Below are 16,648 nucleotides of genomic sequence, written 5' to 3' on the forward strand. Positions count from 1 at the left end.
ATACGATAGCCCCTCTTGTCAGGGACTATCGATCGTTTAATTATTTTGTTGCCTAATCAGGCAACACCTTTCCACTGCTTCCAGCGCTTCTCATCCGGTGAGCCTTTCATATCCATGTTGTCTTCACCTAAATTCATCCGATAGAAATCGCTTAACACATTCTCGACATCCGGACCGCCACAGTTACCTTGGAATATTTGATGAACCGGTAACCATGACTGGACATATTTTTCAGGTTCATCATCAAAAATTTCTTTACAGCCATCGGAGCAGAAATGATAACGGTCGCCGTTATAAACTGAATCGCGATAGCACACTTGGGTAGGATCATCCATCTCAGTAAAGCCCATAGGGATCTGGCACGTCGTACAAAGCTGAGGCAGCGCTTTGGTATAGAAACGTTCCCCCTTAGCTTCCATCTCTTTAGCTAGCTCCCAGCGAGGACGGTAGTACTTATCAAACGTATCTGGGTACTTTTCAGATAACCAATCCAACTCTTCATCTGATGGAATCCACGTATGGAAGCCTGCAGCATGACCGTGGGTATAGAAGATCCACCATGCCTGATGAGACACATGCTCTTTTTCTTTCTCAATGGTTTCCGCATATTTAGGCATTTTGATGCCATAGCGTGCGAGATCTTTAAATAACGCGCCACCCGCCTCTTCGAAGTAGACTTCCCACGCCTCTTTCCAAGACATCACTTTATTTGGCAACATGTAATCCATCATCATCGCCACTAGTGTTAATAGACGCGTACCACGCCAGAACCATTTATCAATCCATTTCTGGACAATCGGTACGTTATCTTCATGCTGTTCCAATAAGAATTTGATAACTTCAAGACCTAAGGTCATGTGACGTGCTTCATCTGACTGAGCAGAAAAACCAAAGGTAACAGTGGCCATATCACCGTTATGAGCCGCACCTGACATGAAAGGTACGAACAACAGATTGGTTAATACGTACTCAAATGAGAAACCTATCGCGACCATAAACTCAAATGGTCCAGCTGCACGAGCATCATTAAAGAAAGATTTCGGTACAGACAAGTACCAAACACGGTCATGCATATGGCTATAATCTTGGAAGCCATCAAAATACTTGTTGTAATGGCTCATCGCGTGAATCTGTGTCTGTACATGACGCAATTCATCAATCGCTTGCATCTGACAAGCAACACGCGCACCTACACCACCAAACTGACGACCTACATGAGCAAAGCCTTGGTAGGCTTGATATTCAAGCGGAGAAACGCCGGTTAAAAACAACTTAAGTGCATTTACATAACGCGGGTCTGATACGTTTAAATGACCGTGATTTTGTGAAAATGCATCAAATATTGCATAAAGTTTTTTCTCTTTTTCCGCTTGATACTTCCAATAGGAATCCATTGTTAAGCGAAATGGGTCTTCCCATTTCGACCAATCTGTAATTTTGATACCTTCAAATTCTTCAAATGGGAAAGCATCCTTTTTATCCACATAAGAGTATTCCCAATCAAGATCACGGGTTAGCAGGCGATATTTATCTTTTATATTTAGTTTCTTAGCCATGATTCAAACCTTCTTTTTATTCATTCCAATGAAGACTTAAGCTGTCATCATCTTCTTCAACGTTGCCACCTAGCGTAATGAGATTTAGATGCAACTCCTGAATATCCCAATCACGCCCCATCTTCTCCTCTACGGTTTCCTTTAAAACCGTCAATCGACCTTCCATTTCAATTCGAATCATCGCCGGCATATGAATAACCGTTGCTTCAGGGTTATCTTCTTCAATGGCTTCTACGATATAACGAGACTCATCATTATCCTGTAATGCGATATAAACTTTTGACATGCTTAACACCCTTATTATTTGAACAAACCTGCTTTCTGTAAGCGTTTATCAAGTACAGACTCGGCTAATGCCAACGCGTCGTCGTTTAGCATGTCTGCAGCCAATGGTGCCAATGCTTTAGTTATGACTTGCTTCCAATGAAGAACCCACTTTTCTAGCAGCGCTCTATTCTCATTCGATTCAGTTGCCGCAATCTTTAGTGTTGCGTCTATCCAGCGATTCGTATCTTTTGACCAAGCTTGCATAAAGTCAGTCAACATGCCGATATCTTGAGCACCATTCTCTTGAAGCCATTGATCAAACTGGACATAAATTAGCTCATGCATTAAGCAATCCAGCACAACATCTTGGGCAACTAAAACTTCAAACCAATCTTCAGTCACCGACAACTCTTCAACCAGTGCTCTCACACCCTGCCAAATAGGATCATTCAACCAAGCGACTTTAGCTTCAGTTAATGAATCCCCTGTATTTCCATCAATGATTAAACCAATACGTGAGAGATATTGAGCAATACCTAAGCGGTCCATTCCGTTATACAGACACGCCTGAGTAATTGCGGTGCCAAAACCGTATGCACAAGCGTACATATTATTGAGATTCGCACCATGTTCTACATGGCGAAGCGGGACGAGGTATTTAATGATATTTTCTTTCATGCCTTCAGGCAGCAACGCAACTAAATTACGTTTTTCAAAAAAGGCATAGTTGTTTTCAGCCGCTTCCTGCATTTTTGCGCGCTGTTGAACATACGCACCATAATAAAATTGGCGTGGGTCTTTAAATGCATACCAATCTTTCATTTTTATAGCGGTACGACTTGGGTCATTCAGCTCCTTATCCGGTTGCCAAAGCGGACGATAATGGAAGTACTTTTCCGATTGCACATCATAGGTTGCCTCCTGATAACGTGTAGCGGGCTTATCACCGAATCGACGCTCTATATGCGCAAACGTATTTCGGACGGGTTCAAGGGTTGCTGTTTTTATTTCAATAGTCATGCGGTTGTGCCCCAGCAAAACGAGTTTATTGTTATTTGGTTGTGCGATTGTGATTACGGGCCATTAGCGTTTCTTCGCCATAGCGCCATTTATCCATTTCAGCATCAATGGCTTGGGTCTGTTCTGTTGTCATATGAACTACATTGTTGTGTGAACAAAAGTGTTCGAACGCCCCTTGAGGCATCACTAATTCAACAAACAGACTCGGGTCACCGATGGCAAAATCAAACTCCACAAATCGAGCACCTTCAGCGCTGCGAACACGAACATACTTCACTAACTCTTCAAACGAAGCGTTGTTCTGTTGACTGTTCACATCTAGATCTGCTTTTTTCATTTTGTTTCAATCACCTTTTGGGCCATAGTCGAACAGCTATCAGCAAAGGCTGTGCCAGAACCGGAAGCAAAAACAAAAACAAAGGCAAATTAAAAAACATAACCAATTGATATATATAGCTTTTTATAAACAAAGCCGAAGCCCGAACAAATAAAAATAGACTGACTTTACGACGAATTATTTATACGACTCCCTCTATCTAAAGGGTGACGAAATGGTTAGGCTAGTATGAAATAGTGATGAAATGATGAGACATATAAACAACCTCTCAGGGCTGAAAGAGGTAAACGCTGCTTTGCGGATTGTGCATGTTTCTTGCTTAACACCCGCTAAGTAAAACGCTTTATAAATAAAGGTTCTTATTACTTCATACCACTTAGCGATGCGATCTGGGTATCTAATGTATTAGGGGACAAACTAAAAGAATTAGTATTCATTATTTAAAGTCACCCTAAATATAGCTAGCAGCATATAAAAAAAATAAATATAGCGAGTCCTTGAATGAGCGAACAACCGGCATTGCAGTTTCCTACGCCTGAAGATCTTATTTCTCAAATACAGTTTGACCACGAAAATGGAAAAATCTGGTTAGATGAGCAGAGAATGCTCCTTATTCATTCTGCTGTTATGGGCTCTTTACGCACAGAATTAGTCGCCTCCCTAGGCATAGAACGCGCCAGAGGTTTTTTGATGCGTTTTGGCTATAACAGCGGAATGAAAGATGCTGAACTAGCACATAAGGTTCGCCCAGAAATCACTAAATCCGAAGCGTTCCTTGTCGGCCCTCAGCTTCATGGTATAAAAGGTATGGTACGCGTCGAACCTGTCGCACTCGAATTTGACCTTCCCGACAAACAGTTCTATGCCGAATTTAATTGGTATGATTCTTACGAAGCCGATCTGCATATACATGAGTTTGGTGTATCTGAAGATCCAATCTGCTGGACCTTGCTCGGTTACGCTAGTGGTTTCTCCACATACTATATGGGCCACAAAATCATCTTTAAAGAAACTCAGTGTGCTGGTACTGGCGCCGATCACTGTAAAATCGTTGGTAAACCGGCCTCTGAATGGGAAGATCAAGAGGAGCTAGAACGTTGCCTACTACCCGACCCTATCGCCGATGAGCTTTTTGCCCTACGTTATGAGGTCAGCACATTAAAAGAAAACTTCCAAGCTCACCGATTCCCTTCAGATGAAATATTATTCAACTCAGTAGGACAGTCAGAGGCATTTAAACATGTCTGCCACCTGATTCAACGCGCCTCAGATAGTACTGTCACAGTCCTCCTTCAAGGCGAGACGGGCGTGGGTAAGGAGGTAGTCGCACGCGCACTGCATCAAAGTAGTCAACGCTCTAACAACCCCTTTATTGCAATCAATTGTGCGTGCATTCCGCCAGATCTTATTGAAGCTGAACTTTTTGGTGTTAGGAAAGGCGCTTATACCGGTGCAACCGAGTCTCGAGAAGGTAAATTTGAAAGAGCAAATACTGGCACAATTTTTCTTGATGAAGTGGCTGAATTAAGCCCTAGAGCACAAGCCACCCTATTGCGCGTACTCCAAGAAGGAGAGCTGGAACGTGTAGGCGATAATCAATTACGTAAAATTGATGTTCGTATTGTTGCAGCGACAAATGAGAATCTAATTGATGCTGTGAAAGCAGGTAAGTTTCGTGAAGATTTATACTACCGTCTGAATGTTTACCCTGTCTTAATCCCCCCACTAAGAGAGCGATCCGAGGATATCTCCCTTTTAGTCGATCACTTTCTTGAAAAGTATCACGCTAAATACAACAAACAGACACTCGGTGTATCAGAGAAAGCATTACAAGCACTGATGCACTACAAATGGCCTGGCAATATTCGTGAACTAGAAAACATGATTGAGCGCGGTATTATTCTTACCGATAATAATCGTAGTATCGATATGAGTTCATTTTTCCCCTCTCTTTCAGAGCCAACTCACCCTCTGAATATTATTAGCAAAACAGGGGAATTGAGTAGCTTAGAAAGTGACGATGCATCTAAAGATACAGTGATCGATCAACTCCTTAATCATAATTTTGATCTAGCTCACTTTGAACAACAGGTACTTGAGCGTGCTATGGAAAAAGCCGATGGAAATATCACCCAAGCTGCTCGCATTCTAGGTATAACCCGCCCGCAAATGGCCTATCGACTCAAAAAATAATAGCAAAATCAGCTTTAGACAAACGTCTCTCCGTCCAGAACCCATCATCCCTAATATAGGCCTATATAACGGGTTCGACTGAGCCCCTATCCGACGCTTGTGTGATTATGAACTATAGCGTTAGCGCTAACCTCTAAAAAGTAATAAACCGGCATATCTGCAGTAATTTCCGCGGTCATTAAATCTACAGTTCCATTTAATCAACTCGTCACACACCGAGTCATCATTTAATCATTTGATAATCTTAGCCCTTACCCAAGTATACCTTTTTGATCAGAGCCTTTATAAAAAATTAACAAATTTTTCCTTATTTTTCATAATTTTAAAATAAAAGAATCAAAAAAATATCCACAATGGCATATCGATTGCTTGGTAGTGTCTGCACGTATGAAACTGTAATGCAGTAGTAGTTAGAGACTGATACATGAGTCAAACAATAACTAAACATAAGATTCAGGTAATTAACCAAGGGCAAGAGTTTCTATGCCCTAGCGAGATCAGCTTATTGATTGGTATGGAAACAATTAATTCACACTGTATCAATGTGGGCTGCCGTGGCGGAGGCTGCGGGGTCTGCAAAATAAGAGTTGTGAATGGCTCTTTCTCAAGTAAAAAAATGAGCAAAGCGCATATAACGGATAAAGAGTTACAGGATGGATTTGTCCTTGCCTGTCGTATTTTTCCAACCAGCGATCTTGAGATAGAGGTTATTCACTCACCCGATCCGAAACAAATAATCGTTTAAAAATAATAATTGAGGATAGTTTCATGAAAAAAGGTGTTATGCGTCCAGGGCATGTTCAAATACGCGTACTCGATATGGAAGAGGCACTTACCCATTACCGAGATCTGGTAGGTCTTATAGAGATGGATCGCGATGATCAGGGGCGCGTCTATTTAAAAGCCTGGTCTGAAATAGATAAATTTTCAGTTGTCCTACGTGAAGCAGATGAGCCCGGTTTAGACTTCTTTGCCTTTAAATGTATCGACGAAGCCACCGTCGATAGCCTACGATCAGAGCTTATTAAGTATGGCTGTAATGTTGAAGATATTCCGGCAGGAGACCTAAAAGACTGTGGTCGTCGCGTGCAGTTTGATACCCCGACAGGTCACACATTTGAGCTATACGCAACCAAAGAGCAAACCGGTAAATGGGGTATTAATCCTGTAAACCCAGAAGCCTGGCCTGAAGGTCTAAAAGGCATGAAGGCGGTACGTTTTGATCATGCCCTCCTTTATGGACCCAATATAGACGGAAGCACAGAGATCTTCACTGATATTCTGGGCTTTGATCTTGCTGAACAAGTACTAACCGCCGATGGAACAAGAATAGCCAGCTTCTTAACCTGCAGCTCTAAAGCCCATGACGTCGCATTTATTGAATGCCCAGAACTGGGTAAATTCCACCATGCCTCCTTCCTGCTAGAAACTTGGGATGATGTTTTACGTGCAGCGGATCTCATCTCAATGCGAGATGTATCTATCGATATTGGACCGACACGGCATGGCCTAACGCACGGCAAAACCATCTATTTCTTTGATCCTAGCGGAAATCGCACTGAAGTATTTTGTGGTGGTGATTACCACTATCCAGATCACCCCACGATTACATGGCAAGAGGAACAATTAGGTAAAGCGATTTTCTACCATGATCGTGTCCTCAATGAGCGATTCCTAACTGTTTTAACGTAAGCATAAGGTGCAGCTTTTAATGTCTCAATTAGAAGCTGCCATTACTCAATCAGTATCAACCACTGAATCCTTTTACTTAGCTTGAGAAAAAGAATGAAAGAATTTAAGAATTTTATAAATGGTCAATTTGTTACTTCAAGCAGCGGTAAAACGTTCGAGAACCGCTGTCCTGTAGACAACAGTGTTATTGGTACTGTCCATGAGGCAGGCCTACAAGAAGTTGACATGGCCGTTAGCGCAGCCAAATCTGCGATGAAAGGACCTTGGGGGGAAATGACCCAAGCTCAACGTACCGCCTTACTTAACAAAGTTGCCGACCGTATTAACGAACGCTTTGATGAGTTCCTCGAAGCTGAATGTTTAGATACAGGTAAGCCTCATAAAATTGCTTCCCACATTGATATTCCCCGGGGTGCTGCGAATTTCAAAGCCTTTTCTGAAACCGTTGCAAACCATCCGACTGAAGCTTTCCACATGGATACACCGGATGGCTTAGGTGCACTGAACTACGGACATCGCACGCCTAAAGGTGTTATTGCCGTTGTCAGCCCTTGGAACCTTCCGTTGTTATTAATGACATGGAAAGTAGGCCCGGCCTTAGCTTGCGGCAATACCGTAGTGGTCAAACCTTCTGAAGAAACACCAGCAACCGCCACACTGCTTGGTGAAGTGATGAATGAATGCGGTGTACCTGAAGGGGTTTACAACGTGGTTCATGGTTTTGGTCCAGACTCTGCTGGTGCTTTTTTAACCGAACATAAAGATGTAGATGCGATTACATTTACTGGAGAAACCCGCACCGGTGAAATAATCATGCGTGCTGCCTCTGTCGGTTTACGTAATATTTCTATGGAGTGTGGTGGTAAAAACCCTGGGATTGTTTTCGCAGATTGTGATCTTGATAAAGCAGTTGAAGGTACCCTACGTTCAGCTTTTGTGAACTGCGGTCAAGTTTGCCTAGGTACCGAACGAGTTTATGTTGAACGTCCTCTGTTTGATGAATTTGTTCAACGCTTAAAAGATGGCGTAGAGAAATTAAAAATGGGCCGTCCTGAAGATCCAAGTGTAGATTTTGGCCCACTGGTTAGCCAAGAACACAAAGATAAAGTCCTCTCCTACTACAAATTAGCCGTAGAAGAAGGTGCAACCGTCGTTACGGGTGGTGGTGTCCCAGAGATGGGCGATGCGCTAAATGCTGGAGCTTGGGTAGAACCTACTATTTGGACAGACCTTCCTGATGACGCTCGCCTCATTAAAGAAGAGGTATTTGGGCCCTGCTGTCATATTCGCCCTTTTGATTCAGAAGATGAGGTTGTCCATTTAGCAAACAATACCAACTACGGTTTATCTGCAGCGGTATGGACTGAAAACTCAGCTAAAGCATCCCGTATAGCCGAGCAACTAGAAGTTGGATTGGTATGGATTAATAGCTGGTTCCTACGCGATCTTCGCACCGCATTTGGTGGTGCAAAAGAATCAGGTATTGGTCGTGAAGGGGGTGTTCATGGCCTTGAGTTCTACACCGAAACTAAAAACATCTGCATTAAATTCTAAGACACGAGCTGAGCCATGAATACAACCGCTACAAACAATAACCCTGAAATCGGTTTACTCACCGATATTAAAGGCGTTATGACTAATGTACATGACCAGGGGACAGGTTTCCCAGTTGTACTACTTCATGGCTCAGGTCCAGGGGTAACAGCGTGGGCCAATTGGCGCCTTAGCATTCAAGTTCTAGCAAAAGAGCGTCGTGTTATCGCCCCCGACCTAATGGGTTTTGGTTACACACAAGGATCGCCCAACAACCACTACACCATGGACCTATGGGTTCTGCACCTAATCGATACACTAGATTACTTAGATATTGATCAAACCGATTTAATAGGCAACTCATTTGGGGGGGCGCTTGCACTGGCTATAGCCATTAAATACCCCAACCGCATACGTCGCCTAGTCTTGATGGGAAGTGTCGGTGTTCCCTTCACTTTAACCCAAGGACTGGATCAGGTTTGGGGTTATCAGCCCTCACTAGAATCAATGAAAAAAATGTTAGATATCTTTGCCTTTGACCGAAACCTTGTTACCGATGAGCTCGCAGAGCTTCGTTATCAAGCAAGCATACGTGAAGGTGTACAGAGATCATATTCTGCAATGTTTCCAGCCCCTAGGCAGCGTTGGATCGATGCCATGACGAGTGAAGAACAACAGATTCGTGCACTCAGGCATGAAACTCTCATTATCCATGGCCGGGATGATCAAGTCATTCCGCTTGAAAATAGCTTCACATTAAACCGCTTGATCAGTCGATCTCAACTTCATGTTTTTGGTGAATGTGGTCATTGGACTCAAATTGAACACAACGCGCGGTTTAATCAGTTAATTGCCACCTTTTTAAAAGAAGGTGATCAACTTGCATACGAGAAATAAAATGAATCCAAAACAGATAGAGAAATGTGGTGATGAGCTCTATGAGGCGCTCACCGAACGCAAAACATTAAAGCCTTTTACTGAACGTTTTGACGATATAACCATTGAAGATGCTTATCACATCTCTTTACGTATGGTGGATCGACGCGTACAAGCCGGCGCTAAAATTATCGGTAAAAAGATTGGCGTTACCTCAAAAGCTGTTCAAAACATGCTGAATGTTCATCAACCAGATTTTGGTTATCTCACCGATGATATGGCCTTTAGCCAAGGTGAAGAGATGCCTATATCTGAGCGACTTATTCAACCAAAAGCCGAAGGTGAAATTGCTTTCGTTCTTAAAAAAGATCTTATCGGCCCAGGTATCACTAATGCTGATGTATTAGCGGCAACTGATTACGTTATGCCCTGTTTTGAGATCGTCGATTCGCGCATTGAGGATTGGAAAATAAAAATCCAAGACACCGTTGCTGATAACGCATCTTGTGGCCTCTTTGTCTTAGGTGATCGAGCAGTAAAACCTAGCGAAGTCGACTTATCGACCTGCGGTATGGTGGTTGAGAAAAACGGACAAATCATCTCTACCGGAGCCGGTGCGGCAGCACTAGGAAGCCCTGTTAATTGTGTCACTTGGTTGGCCAATACCTTGGGCGAGTTCGGTATCTCACTTAAAGCAGGTGAAGTCATACTCTCAGGCTCACTTGTACCCCTAGAACCTGTTCAAGCAGGCGATTACATGACGGTCAGTATTGGCGGTATTGGGTCTGCATCTGTTCGTTTTACCTAACTCGACCACACTGACTTTGAGGATATTAATATGAGTAAGAAATTAAAAGCAGTCATTATTGGTCCAGGTAATATAGGTACCGATCTGTTGATGAAAATGCAACGTTCTGAGTGGGTTGAACCTGTATGGATGGTAGGTATAGATCCTGAATCAGAAGGTCTTAAGCGCGCAAAAGAGATGGGAATGAAAATCTCTAGTACAGGCATCGACGGTATGTTGGATCAAGTGGTAAAGGACGATATTCGCGTCGCCTTTGATGCAACTTCTGCTTACGTACACGCAGAAAATAGCCGTAAATTAAATGAGCTTGGCGTGATTATGGTGGATTTAACGCCTGCAGCTATTGGCCCATTCTGCGTCCCGCCGGTAAATTTAAAGAAGCACGCTTCTCAATTAGAGATGAACGTCAATATGGTGACTTGTGGTGGGCAAGCAACCATCCCTATGGTGGCAGCGGTCTCACAAGTGCAAGCGGTTGAATACGGTGAAATTGTTGCGACTGTTTCCTCTCGCTCTATTGGCCCAGGAACCCGTCAGAATATTGATGAATTTACCCGCACTACTGCCGGTGCAGTTGAAGCTGTAGGGGGTGCGGATAAAGGTAAAGCAATCATCATAGTCAATCCAGCTGAGCCCCCTTTGATGATGCGCGATACAGTGCACTGTCTAACTAAAGAGAAACCCGACCAAGCGGCAATCACTACATCTGTCCATAACATGGTCAAAGAGGTTCAAAAGTATGTGCCGGGTTATAAATTAGTAAACGGCCCTATCTTTGATGGTAATAAAGTATCCGTTTTTATGGAAGTTGAAGGGCTAGGTGATTTCTTACCTAAATATGCAGGCAACTTAGACATTATGACAGCAGCGGGACTTCGTACTGCCGAGATGTTTGCAGAAGAGGCATACAACGGAACAATCACGCTACCGGAACGAGGCTAAAACAATGGACTTAACAGGTAAAAACGTAACACTTCACGATATGAGTCTGCGTGATGGAATGCATGCTAAACGTCATCAACTTTCATTAGAGCAGATGGTTGCTATTTCAACCGGCTTAGATGATGCCGGAATCCCTCTAATAGAAGTCACTCATGGTGATGGTTTAGGCGGCTCATCTTTGAACTATGGTTTTCCAGCTCATACCGACGAAGAGTACCTAAACGCTGTCATACCAAAAATGAAAAACGCAAAAGTGTCTGCATTATTATTGCCAGGCATTGGTACCGTCGACCATCTTAAAATGGCCCGTGACTGTGGTGTAAACACTATACGTGTAGCGACTCACTGTACAGAAGCGGATGTATCTGAGCAGCATATAGGCATGGCCGCTAAGATGGATATGGATACAGTGGGCTTTCTTATGATGGCGCATATGGTGTCTGCAGAGAAAATACTAGAACAAGCAAAATTGATGGAAAGCTACGGTGCTAACTGTATCTATTGCACCGATTCAGCGGGTTACATGCTTCCTGATGAAGTATCCGAAAAAATCGGCCTACTACGCTCTGAATTAAACCCAAATACAGAACTCGGCTTCCACGGTCATCACAATATGGGGATGGCCATTGCTAACTCATTAGCTGCAGTTGATGCAGGTGCAAACCGCATAGATGGATCTGTAGCCGGTTTAGGCGCCGGCGCTGGCAATACACCACTCGAAGTGTTTGTCGCTGTGCTTGATCGTATGCACGCTAATCATGGTGTAGATCTCTATAAGATTATGGATGTTGCGGAAGATTTAGTCGTCCCTCTAATGGATCAACCTATACGTGTTGACCGTGATGCATTAACCCTAGGTTATGCGGGCGTTTATAGCTCATTCCTGCTCTTTGCTCAGCGTGCAGAAGCCAAATATGGTATCCAAGCACGGGATATTTTAGTAGAACTTGGTCGTCGCGGTACTGTGGGTGGTCAAGAAGATATGATTGAAGATTTAGCTCTAACAATGGCTAAAGAAAAAGGATTAATCTAATGGGTAATCTAACAAAAGCACAAATTGAACAACTAGCCGAGCATTGTGAAAACGCCGAGTTAAAAGCATACGAAATCACTAAAATCACAGATGATTTTCCTGATATGACCTACGAAGATGCCTTCGATATTCAATGGGAGATGCGTCGCCGTAAAGAGGCCCGCGGCACTAAAATTGTTGGCATGAAAATGGGGTTAACCTCATGGGCTAAAATGGCTCAAATGGGCGTTGAACACCCTTGCTATGGTTTCCTTGCCGATTATTTTTCTGTTCCTGATGGCGGTGAGATCAAAATTGATGAACTGATTCATCCCAAAATAGAAGCCGAGCTAGCCTTTGTTACTAAAGCCCCCCTAAAGGGCCCAGGTGTACATATTGCGGATGTTCTACGCGCAACTGATTTTGTTATGCCGGCAGTGGAAGTCATTGATTCACGCTACAAGGATTTTAAATTTGATCTTAAAAGCGTTATTGCTGACAACTCCTCATCAAGCCGTTTTGTCGCCGGTGGCACTATGGCAAAAGCAGAAGACTTAGATCTGAAAAATATTGGTGTGGTAATGGAGATCAACGGTGAAGTGGTTCAAGTAGGTGCCGGTGCGGCCGTACTAGGACACCCAGCATCCTCCGTTGCAATGCTGGCTAATATGTTAGGTGAACGAGGGGAAGAAATCCCTGCCGGAACCTTTATTATGATCGGAGCAATTACCGCGGCCGTCCAAGTTAATAAAGGCGATAGCTTTACAGTGCGCTATCAAGACTTAGGTACTGTTAGTGGTAAGTTCGTATAGTTAATACTTAAAAGGGGTAACTAGATGAATTCAGCAGAAAATACTAAACCTACGGTTTGCCAACCGGGAGATGAAGGTCCCATTACGGTCAGCATCTCACGTAAAGTAAAGTTAGGTTCTGAGGCCGAGTATGAAAACTGGGTTTCAGGTGTGATCAATGCTGCATCTAGTTACCCCGGTCATCTGGGAACAAATGTTTTACGACCGAGCCAAGCAACTAACCATGAATACGTCATTATCTATCGCTTTGATAATTATGCTAATTGTCAGCATTGGGAACAATCTGAAACAAGAAGCGAATGGTTAGCTAAACTTGAAAGTTTAGTTGAAGGGGAAGCGGTAACAAAACGAGGAACAGGACTTGAGTTTTGGTTTGATCTACCTGAACTACCTATCCAAAAGCACCCTTCTCCTCACAAAATGGCGCTGATATTAATCATTGTCGTTTATGTTCTTGTTGTCGCAATCAACTTAGCGTTTGCTCCCATTTTAGAGCCAATGTCTTTTTGGTTTAAAACATTAACAATTGTCGTAGCCCAAGTTTTGTTGATGACCTATGTCGTTATGCCCAGAGTAACGCGTCTATTAAAATCATGGCTTTATAGCTGAGGGAAGATATGCCAATTATACAGATCAACATTATGGAAGGACGTTCTGATGAACAGAAAGAGCGCCTTATAGCCGAAGTAACTGATGCTTGTGTTAGAGCCTTAGATGCACCTAAACCTAGCGTCCGTATTATGATTAATGAGATGCCTAAACAGCATTTCGGTATCGCGGGAGAGTCCGCAAAAAAATTAGGTAAGTAAAGCTAGGCTAAGATTAACATTCACTACTTCATCGTCCTTGTAAACGAGCATTGATCTACACCTTTGCCCTGCGCCTGCAGGGCTTTTTTTGTCAAAAGGTCGAAGACTAAGTCGCGGCCATAACCTTTCGCTCCTCTTCCGTTTTCGCCAAAATAAAGTCAATAAACAATCTAACTTTGGTTGGCAGATATTGGCGATGGGGATAAACCATTTTCACCTCTCGCCCAGCCGGCTCATATTCAGGTAAAAGGGTAATCAAGCGCCCCGTTGTTAATGCCTCGCCAACAATATAATCGGGTAAGCAAGCCACACCAATACCCGCTTCAACAGCCTCAGCGGCACCTTGTAGCTCATCAAAGATCAACCGAGCCTCGCCGGTAAACTCAGAGGTATTTCCATATCTATCGGTAAAATTCCAAATAGGAGAGCGACGCGACAAAATTAACGGATACTCTTTTAACTCGTTGATCGAGGTCGGATGACCTAAACGCTCAATTAGACGAGGGCTTGCACATAATGAAAAACGGGAGGTAAACAAAAAACGGGATATCCAATCTGCGATATGTATCTCTCCAATACGGAAAGCTATATCAATCCCCTCCTCTTTTAGCGCTATATTACTGTTCGACAGTAATAGATCGATATTGATCTTGGGGTAACACTCCATAAACTCAAAAAACCATGCATTTAACAACTCATTAGCTAAACTCACTGGTGCAGTGATTTTTAGGTTTCCTTGGGGAGATGTCAGCTCCCCCTCTAAGCCTTGAGTTGCATCACTAAGCTCCTCATATAATGGCTGACAGCGTCGGTAAAATAATGCGCCGGCTTCTGTCATAGAGAGCTTACGTGAGCTCCTATACAAAAGCTGATAGCCCAGCTGCTCTTCGAGCTGCTGTATACGGCGACTCAATGTAGAGCTCGGCATATTCAGCTCTTTAGCCGCAGCTATATAGCTACCACGATCAACCACTTTGACGAAAAGATAAAGATTATGAAAATCCATTCACATTATCCCATTTGTAGGATTTAAGTTCTCAATTATACCAGTAAATTTTATATACGAGATATTATAGAATCAAACGAAAAGCCAATTGGGGATCGTATGGATCATTTAAAATTGCCAGTAAATCCACAGCTTTGCCAACAAGTTCGTTTTGATGAACGAGATGGACAGATCTGGTTGGACGAACAACGAGTTCTACTCATGCAATTGATCGCGCTTGCAGAGTTTCGTAAAGAGCAGATAGAAACCCTAGGGCTGGAGCGCGCTAAAGGCTTTTTTATGCGCTTGGGCTATAGTATTGGCAAAAAAGACGCACAACTTGCCCTTAGACTCAGCCAATCCAAAGAACCTTTAGATCTTATTAGGACTGGTTTTAGCCTTCACTCCCTTAAAGGCTTTGTCCGTGTTGATGAACAACAACTTGAAGTCGATCAAGCCAGTGGACATTTTTATGCTGAATACATCATGCATGATTCTTATGAAGCTGAAATGTTCTGCACAGAGTTAGGACAACTTGAAGAACCTGTTTGCTGGAGCCTTATTGGACAGGCCAGTGCCTTCACATCCGCTCTACTTGGTCGAGAGATACTTTTTAAAGAGATCACTTGCCGAGGCTGTGGTGACAACACCTGCTTGCTCGTAGGTAAACCCGCTGAAGAATGGGACGATGTAGCCACCTATCGTAAATATTTTAGTCGTTCGCCTATTATTGAAGAACTGTATGAACTTCAATCTCAGATCTCCGTTTTACGTCATAAAGTTGATAAAAAATCGACCTTAGGTAACTTCCGCGGACAATCCCCCGGCTTTCAGCATGTCTGTAAATTAGCTAACAGAGCAGCCGACGCCAATGTTACTGTACTTCTACTCGGTGAAACCGGTGTAGGTAAAGAGCTGGTTGCACGGGCAATACACGATGCAAGTAACCGAGAAAATAAAAAATTTGTTGCGGTCAACTGCGCAGCCATCCCCCCTGACCTTATAGAATCAGAACTCTTTGGTGTCGAAAAAGGAGCATTCACAGGGGCAAGCAATTCCAGAGAAGGAAAATTTGAACGGGCCCATCAAGGGACTATTTTCTTAGATGAAGTGATTGAGCTATCCCCTCGCGCACAAGCGGCACTCTTAAGAGTTTTACAAGAAGGTGAACTCGAACGCGTTGGCGATAGTCAAACCCGAAAAGTTGATGTCCGTGTAGTCGCCGCAACCAACGAATCATTAGAGGAAGCGGTTAAAACAGGGCGCTTTAGAGCCGATCTCTACTATCGTTTGAATGTTTACCCGATACATATACCGCCATTAAGAGAGCGTAGCGAAGACCTTATTTTATTGATTGAACACTTTCTTGAGAAATATCACGCCTACTACAGCAAAAGAACCGCAGGCCTTTCAGGAATGGCCATGCAGGCAATGATGAATTATGACTGGCCGGGCAATGTTCGTGAATTAGAAAACCTGATTGAACGTGCACTTATTCTTACTGATAGTGGCGAAGAGATCAGCGCAACGGTTTTATTCCCAACCCTTAGTTTTAAAGCAAGCCAAATATTATCAGAGGATGGACATTTAATAGATTCATCCGAAAATGATGCAAAACAACACTCCACACTATGGATTCAAGAAGCACTTAATGATTGCGGTTCACTAGAAGATATTGAACAGAAATTTTTAGATTATGCCTTAGACAACGCCCAAGGCAATGTATCAGAAGCCGCACGTATTTTAGGTATTTCTAGACCCACTCTCGCTTACCGCATGAAGAAAATGGAAGAAAAAGGATAAGAA

The 16,648-nt window shown here is 43.2% G+C and carries 17 protein-coding genes; 12 read left to right on the forward strand and 5 right to left on the reverse strand.

Features of this window, described 5'->3' with window-relative positions; translation table 11 throughout:
* Positions 1-56 precede the first annotated feature (56 nt).
* The 4 genes from ACOQOE_RS10675 to ACOQOE_RS10690 are packed head-to-tail and all read right to left on the reverse strand — an operon-like array spanning position 57 to position 3,180.
* Positions 57-1,556 (reverse strand): aromatic/alkene/methane monooxygenase hydroxylase/oxygenase subunit alpha, encoded by a 1,500-nt coding sequence (locus ACOQOE_RS10675; RefSeq protein WP_067867360.1) that lies wholly within the window; start codon positions 1,554-1,556, stop codon positions 57-59.
* Between the two features lie 16 nt (positions 1,557-1,572).
* The gene (locus ACOQOE_RS10680; protein WP_067867357.1) at positions 1,573-1,842 is read right to left on the reverse strand and encodes an MmoB/DmpM family protein; all 270 of its coding nucleotides are present in this window, start codon (positions 1,840-1,842) and stop codon (positions 1,573-1,575) included.
* Positions 1,843-1,856: 14 nt separating this feature from the next.
* Positions 1,857-2,843 (reverse strand): aromatic/alkene monooxygenase hydroxylase subunit beta, encoded by a 987-nt coding sequence (locus tag ACOQOE_RS10685; RefSeq protein WP_420553956.1) that lies wholly within the window; start codon positions 2,841-2,843, stop codon positions 1,857-1,859.
* Between the two features lie 31 nt (positions 2,844-2,874).
* Entirely contained in the window at positions 2,875-3,180 is a 306-nt protein-coding gene (locus ACOQOE_RS10690; RefSeq protein ID WP_067867350.1) for a phenol hydroxylase subunit, read from the reverse strand.
* A gap of 501 nt (positions 3,181-3,681) precedes the next feature.
* On the opposite strand from ACOQOE_RS10690, the gene ACOQOE_RS10695 reads away from it, so the two are divergent.
* The 11 genes from ACOQOE_RS10695 (at position 3,682) to ACOQOE_RS10745 (ending at position 13,857) form a co-directional block, all read left to right on the forward strand.
* Entirely contained in the window at positions 3,682-5,373 is a 1,692-nt protein-coding gene (locus ACOQOE_RS10695; protein WP_067867347.1) for a sigma-54-dependent Fis family transcriptional regulator, read from the forward strand.
* A gap of 424 nt (positions 5,374-5,797) precedes the next feature.
* Entirely contained in the window at positions 5,798-6,118 is a 321-nt protein-coding gene (locus tag ACOQOE_RS10700; RefSeq protein ID WP_067867344.1) for a 2Fe-2S iron-sulfur cluster-binding protein, read from the forward strand.
* A gap of 23 nt (positions 6,119-6,141) precedes the next feature.
* A complete protein-coding gene (locus ACOQOE_RS10705) occupies positions 6,142-7,065 on the forward strand; it encodes a catechol 2,3-dioxygenase (protein ID WP_339892667.1) in 924 nt (307 codons plus the stop codon).
* A 93-nt stretch (positions 7,066-7,158) separates the two neighbouring features.
* Positions 7,159-8,619: a 2-hydroxymuconic semialdehyde dehydrogenase gene (locus ACOQOE_RS10710; protein ID WP_067987047.1), complete on the forward strand. Its 1,461-nt coding sequence runs from the start codon at positions 7,159-7,161 to the stop codon at positions 8,617-8,619.
* 15 nt (positions 8,620-8,634) lie between these two features.
* Positions 8,635-9,495, forward strand: coding sequence for an alpha/beta fold hydrolase (locus tag ACOQOE_RS10715; RefSeq protein ID WP_420553957.1), 861 nt, complete (start codon positions 8,635-8,637; stop codon positions 9,493-9,495).
* A 1-nt stretch (position 9,496) separates the two neighbouring features.
* On the forward strand, positions 9,497-10,282 hold the full coding sequence (gene dmpE, locus ACOQOE_RS10720; RefSeq protein ID WP_420553958.1) for a 2-oxopent-4-enoate hydratase: 786 nt from the start codon (positions 9,497-9,499) through the stop codon (positions 10,280-10,282).
* A 30-nt stretch (positions 10,283-10,312) separates the two neighbouring features.
* Positions 10,313-11,224 (forward strand): acetaldehyde dehydrogenase (acetylating), encoded by a 912-nt coding sequence (locus ACOQOE_RS10725; protein ID WP_420553959.1) that lies wholly within the window; start codon positions 10,313-10,315, stop codon positions 11,222-11,224.
* A 4-nt stretch (positions 11,225-11,228) separates the two neighbouring features.
* Entirely contained in the window at positions 11,229-12,257 is a 1,029-nt protein-coding gene (gene dmpG / locus ACOQOE_RS10730) for a 4-hydroxy-2-oxovalerate aldolase (protein WP_303419349.1), read from the forward strand.
* Positions 12,257-13,048: a 2-oxo-3-hexenedioate decarboxylase gene (gene dmpH, locus ACOQOE_RS10735; protein WP_067867321.1), complete on the forward strand. Its 792-nt coding sequence runs from the start codon at positions 12,257-12,259 to the stop codon at positions 13,046-13,048. The genes dmpG and dmpH overlap by 1 nt, the downstream gene beginning before the upstream one ends.
* Positions 13,049-13,072: 24 nt before the next feature.
* A complete protein-coding gene (locus ACOQOE_RS10740; protein ID WP_303419345.1) occupies positions 13,073-13,657 on the forward strand; it encodes an antibiotic biosynthesis monooxygenase in 585 nt (194 codons plus the stop codon).
* A gap of 8 nt (positions 13,658-13,665) precedes the next feature.
* Positions 13,666-13,857 (forward strand): 2-hydroxymuconate tautomerase, encoded by a 192-nt coding sequence (locus ACOQOE_RS10745; RefSeq protein ID WP_067867315.1) that lies wholly within the window; start codon positions 13,666-13,668, stop codon positions 13,855-13,857.
* 106 nt (positions 13,858-13,963) lie between these two features.
* Here the strand turns inward: ACOQOE_RS10745 and ACOQOE_RS10750 are convergent, their stop codons facing one another.
* Entirely contained in the window at positions 13,964-14,863 is a 900-nt protein-coding gene (locus ACOQOE_RS10750) for a LysR family transcriptional regulator (RefSeq protein ID WP_067867312.1), read from the reverse strand.
* Positions 14,864-14,962: 99 nt separating this feature from the next.
* Between ACOQOE_RS10750 and ACOQOE_RS10755 the strand changes: the two genes are divergently transcribed.
* Positions 14,963-16,645 carry a sigma-54-dependent Fis family transcriptional regulator gene (locus tag ACOQOE_RS10755; protein ID WP_067867310.1) on the forward strand — a complete coding sequence of 561 codons (1,683 nt, stop codon included), beginning with the start codon at positions 14,963-14,965 and terminating at the stop codon, positions 16,643-16,645.
* Positions 16,646-16,648 lie beyond the last annotated feature (3 nt).

This window comes from Neptuniibacter marinus (assembly GCF_965223595.1).
In the GTDB taxonomy this organism is placed as follows: domain Bacteria; phylum Pseudomonadota; class Gammaproteobacteria; order Pseudomonadales; family Balneatricaceae; genus Neptuniibacter; species Neptuniibacter marinus.

Coding starts and splice junctions, on each gene's coding strand:
- ACOQOE_RS10675 (WP_067867360.1), bottom strand. CDS start 1,556: ATGGCTAAGAAACTAAATATAAAAGATAAATATCGCCTGCTAACCCGT.
- ACOQOE_RS10680 (WP_067867357.1), bottom strand. CDS start 1,842: ATGTCAAAAGTTTATATCGCATTACAGGATAATGATGAGTCTCGTTAT.
- ACOQOE_RS10685 (WP_420553956.1), bottom strand. CDS start 2,843: ATGACTATTGAAATAAAAACAGCAACCCTTGAACCCGTCCGAAATACG.
- ACOQOE_RS10690 (WP_067867350.1), bottom strand. CDS start 3,180: ATGAAAAAAGCAGATCTAGATGTGAACAGTCAACAGAACAACGCTTCG.
- ACOQOE_RS10695 (WP_067867347.1), top strand. CDS start 3,682: ATGAGCGAACAACCGGCATTGCAGTTTCCTACGCCTGAAGATCTTATT.
- ACOQOE_RS10700 (WP_067867344.1), top strand. CDS start 5,798: ATGAGTCAAACAATAACTAAACATAAGATTCAGGTAATTAACCAAGGG.
- ACOQOE_RS10705 (WP_339892667.1), top strand. CDS start 6,142: ATGAAAAAAGGTGTTATGCGTCCAGGGCATGTTCAAATACGCGTACTC.
- ACOQOE_RS10710 (WP_067987047.1), top strand. CDS start 7,159: ATGAAAGAATTTAAGAATTTTATAAATGGTCAATTTGTTACTTCAAGC.
- ACOQOE_RS10715 (WP_420553957.1), top strand. CDS start 8,635: ATGAATACAACCGCTACAAACAATAACCCTGAAATCGGTTTACTCACC.
- dmpE (WP_420553958.1), top strand. CDS start 9,497: ATGAATCCAAAACAGATAGAGAAATGTGGTGATGAGCTCTATGAGGCG.
- ACOQOE_RS10725 (WP_420553959.1), top strand. CDS start 10,313: ATGAGTAAGAAATTAAAAGCAGTCATTATTGGTCCAGGTAATATAGGT.
- dmpG (WP_303419349.1), top strand. CDS start 11,229: ATGGACTTAACAGGTAAAAACGTAACACTTCACGATATGAGTCTGCGT.
- dmpH (WP_067867321.1), top strand. CDS start 12,257: ATGGGTAATCTAACAAAAGCACAAATTGAACAACTAGCCGAGCATTGT.
- ACOQOE_RS10740 (WP_303419345.1), top strand. CDS start 13,073: ATGAATTCAGCAGAAAATACTAAACCTACGGTTTGCCAACCGGGAGAT.
- ACOQOE_RS10745 (WP_067867315.1), top strand. CDS start 13,666: ATGCCAATTATACAGATCAACATTATGGAAGGACGTTCTGATGAACAG.
- ACOQOE_RS10750 (WP_067867312.1), bottom strand. CDS start 14,863: ATGGATTTTCATAATCTTTATCTTTTCGTCAAAGTGGTTGATCGTGGT.
- ACOQOE_RS10755 (WP_067867310.1), top strand. CDS start 14,963: ATGGATCATTTAAAATTGCCAGTAAATCCACAGCTTTGCCAACAAGTT.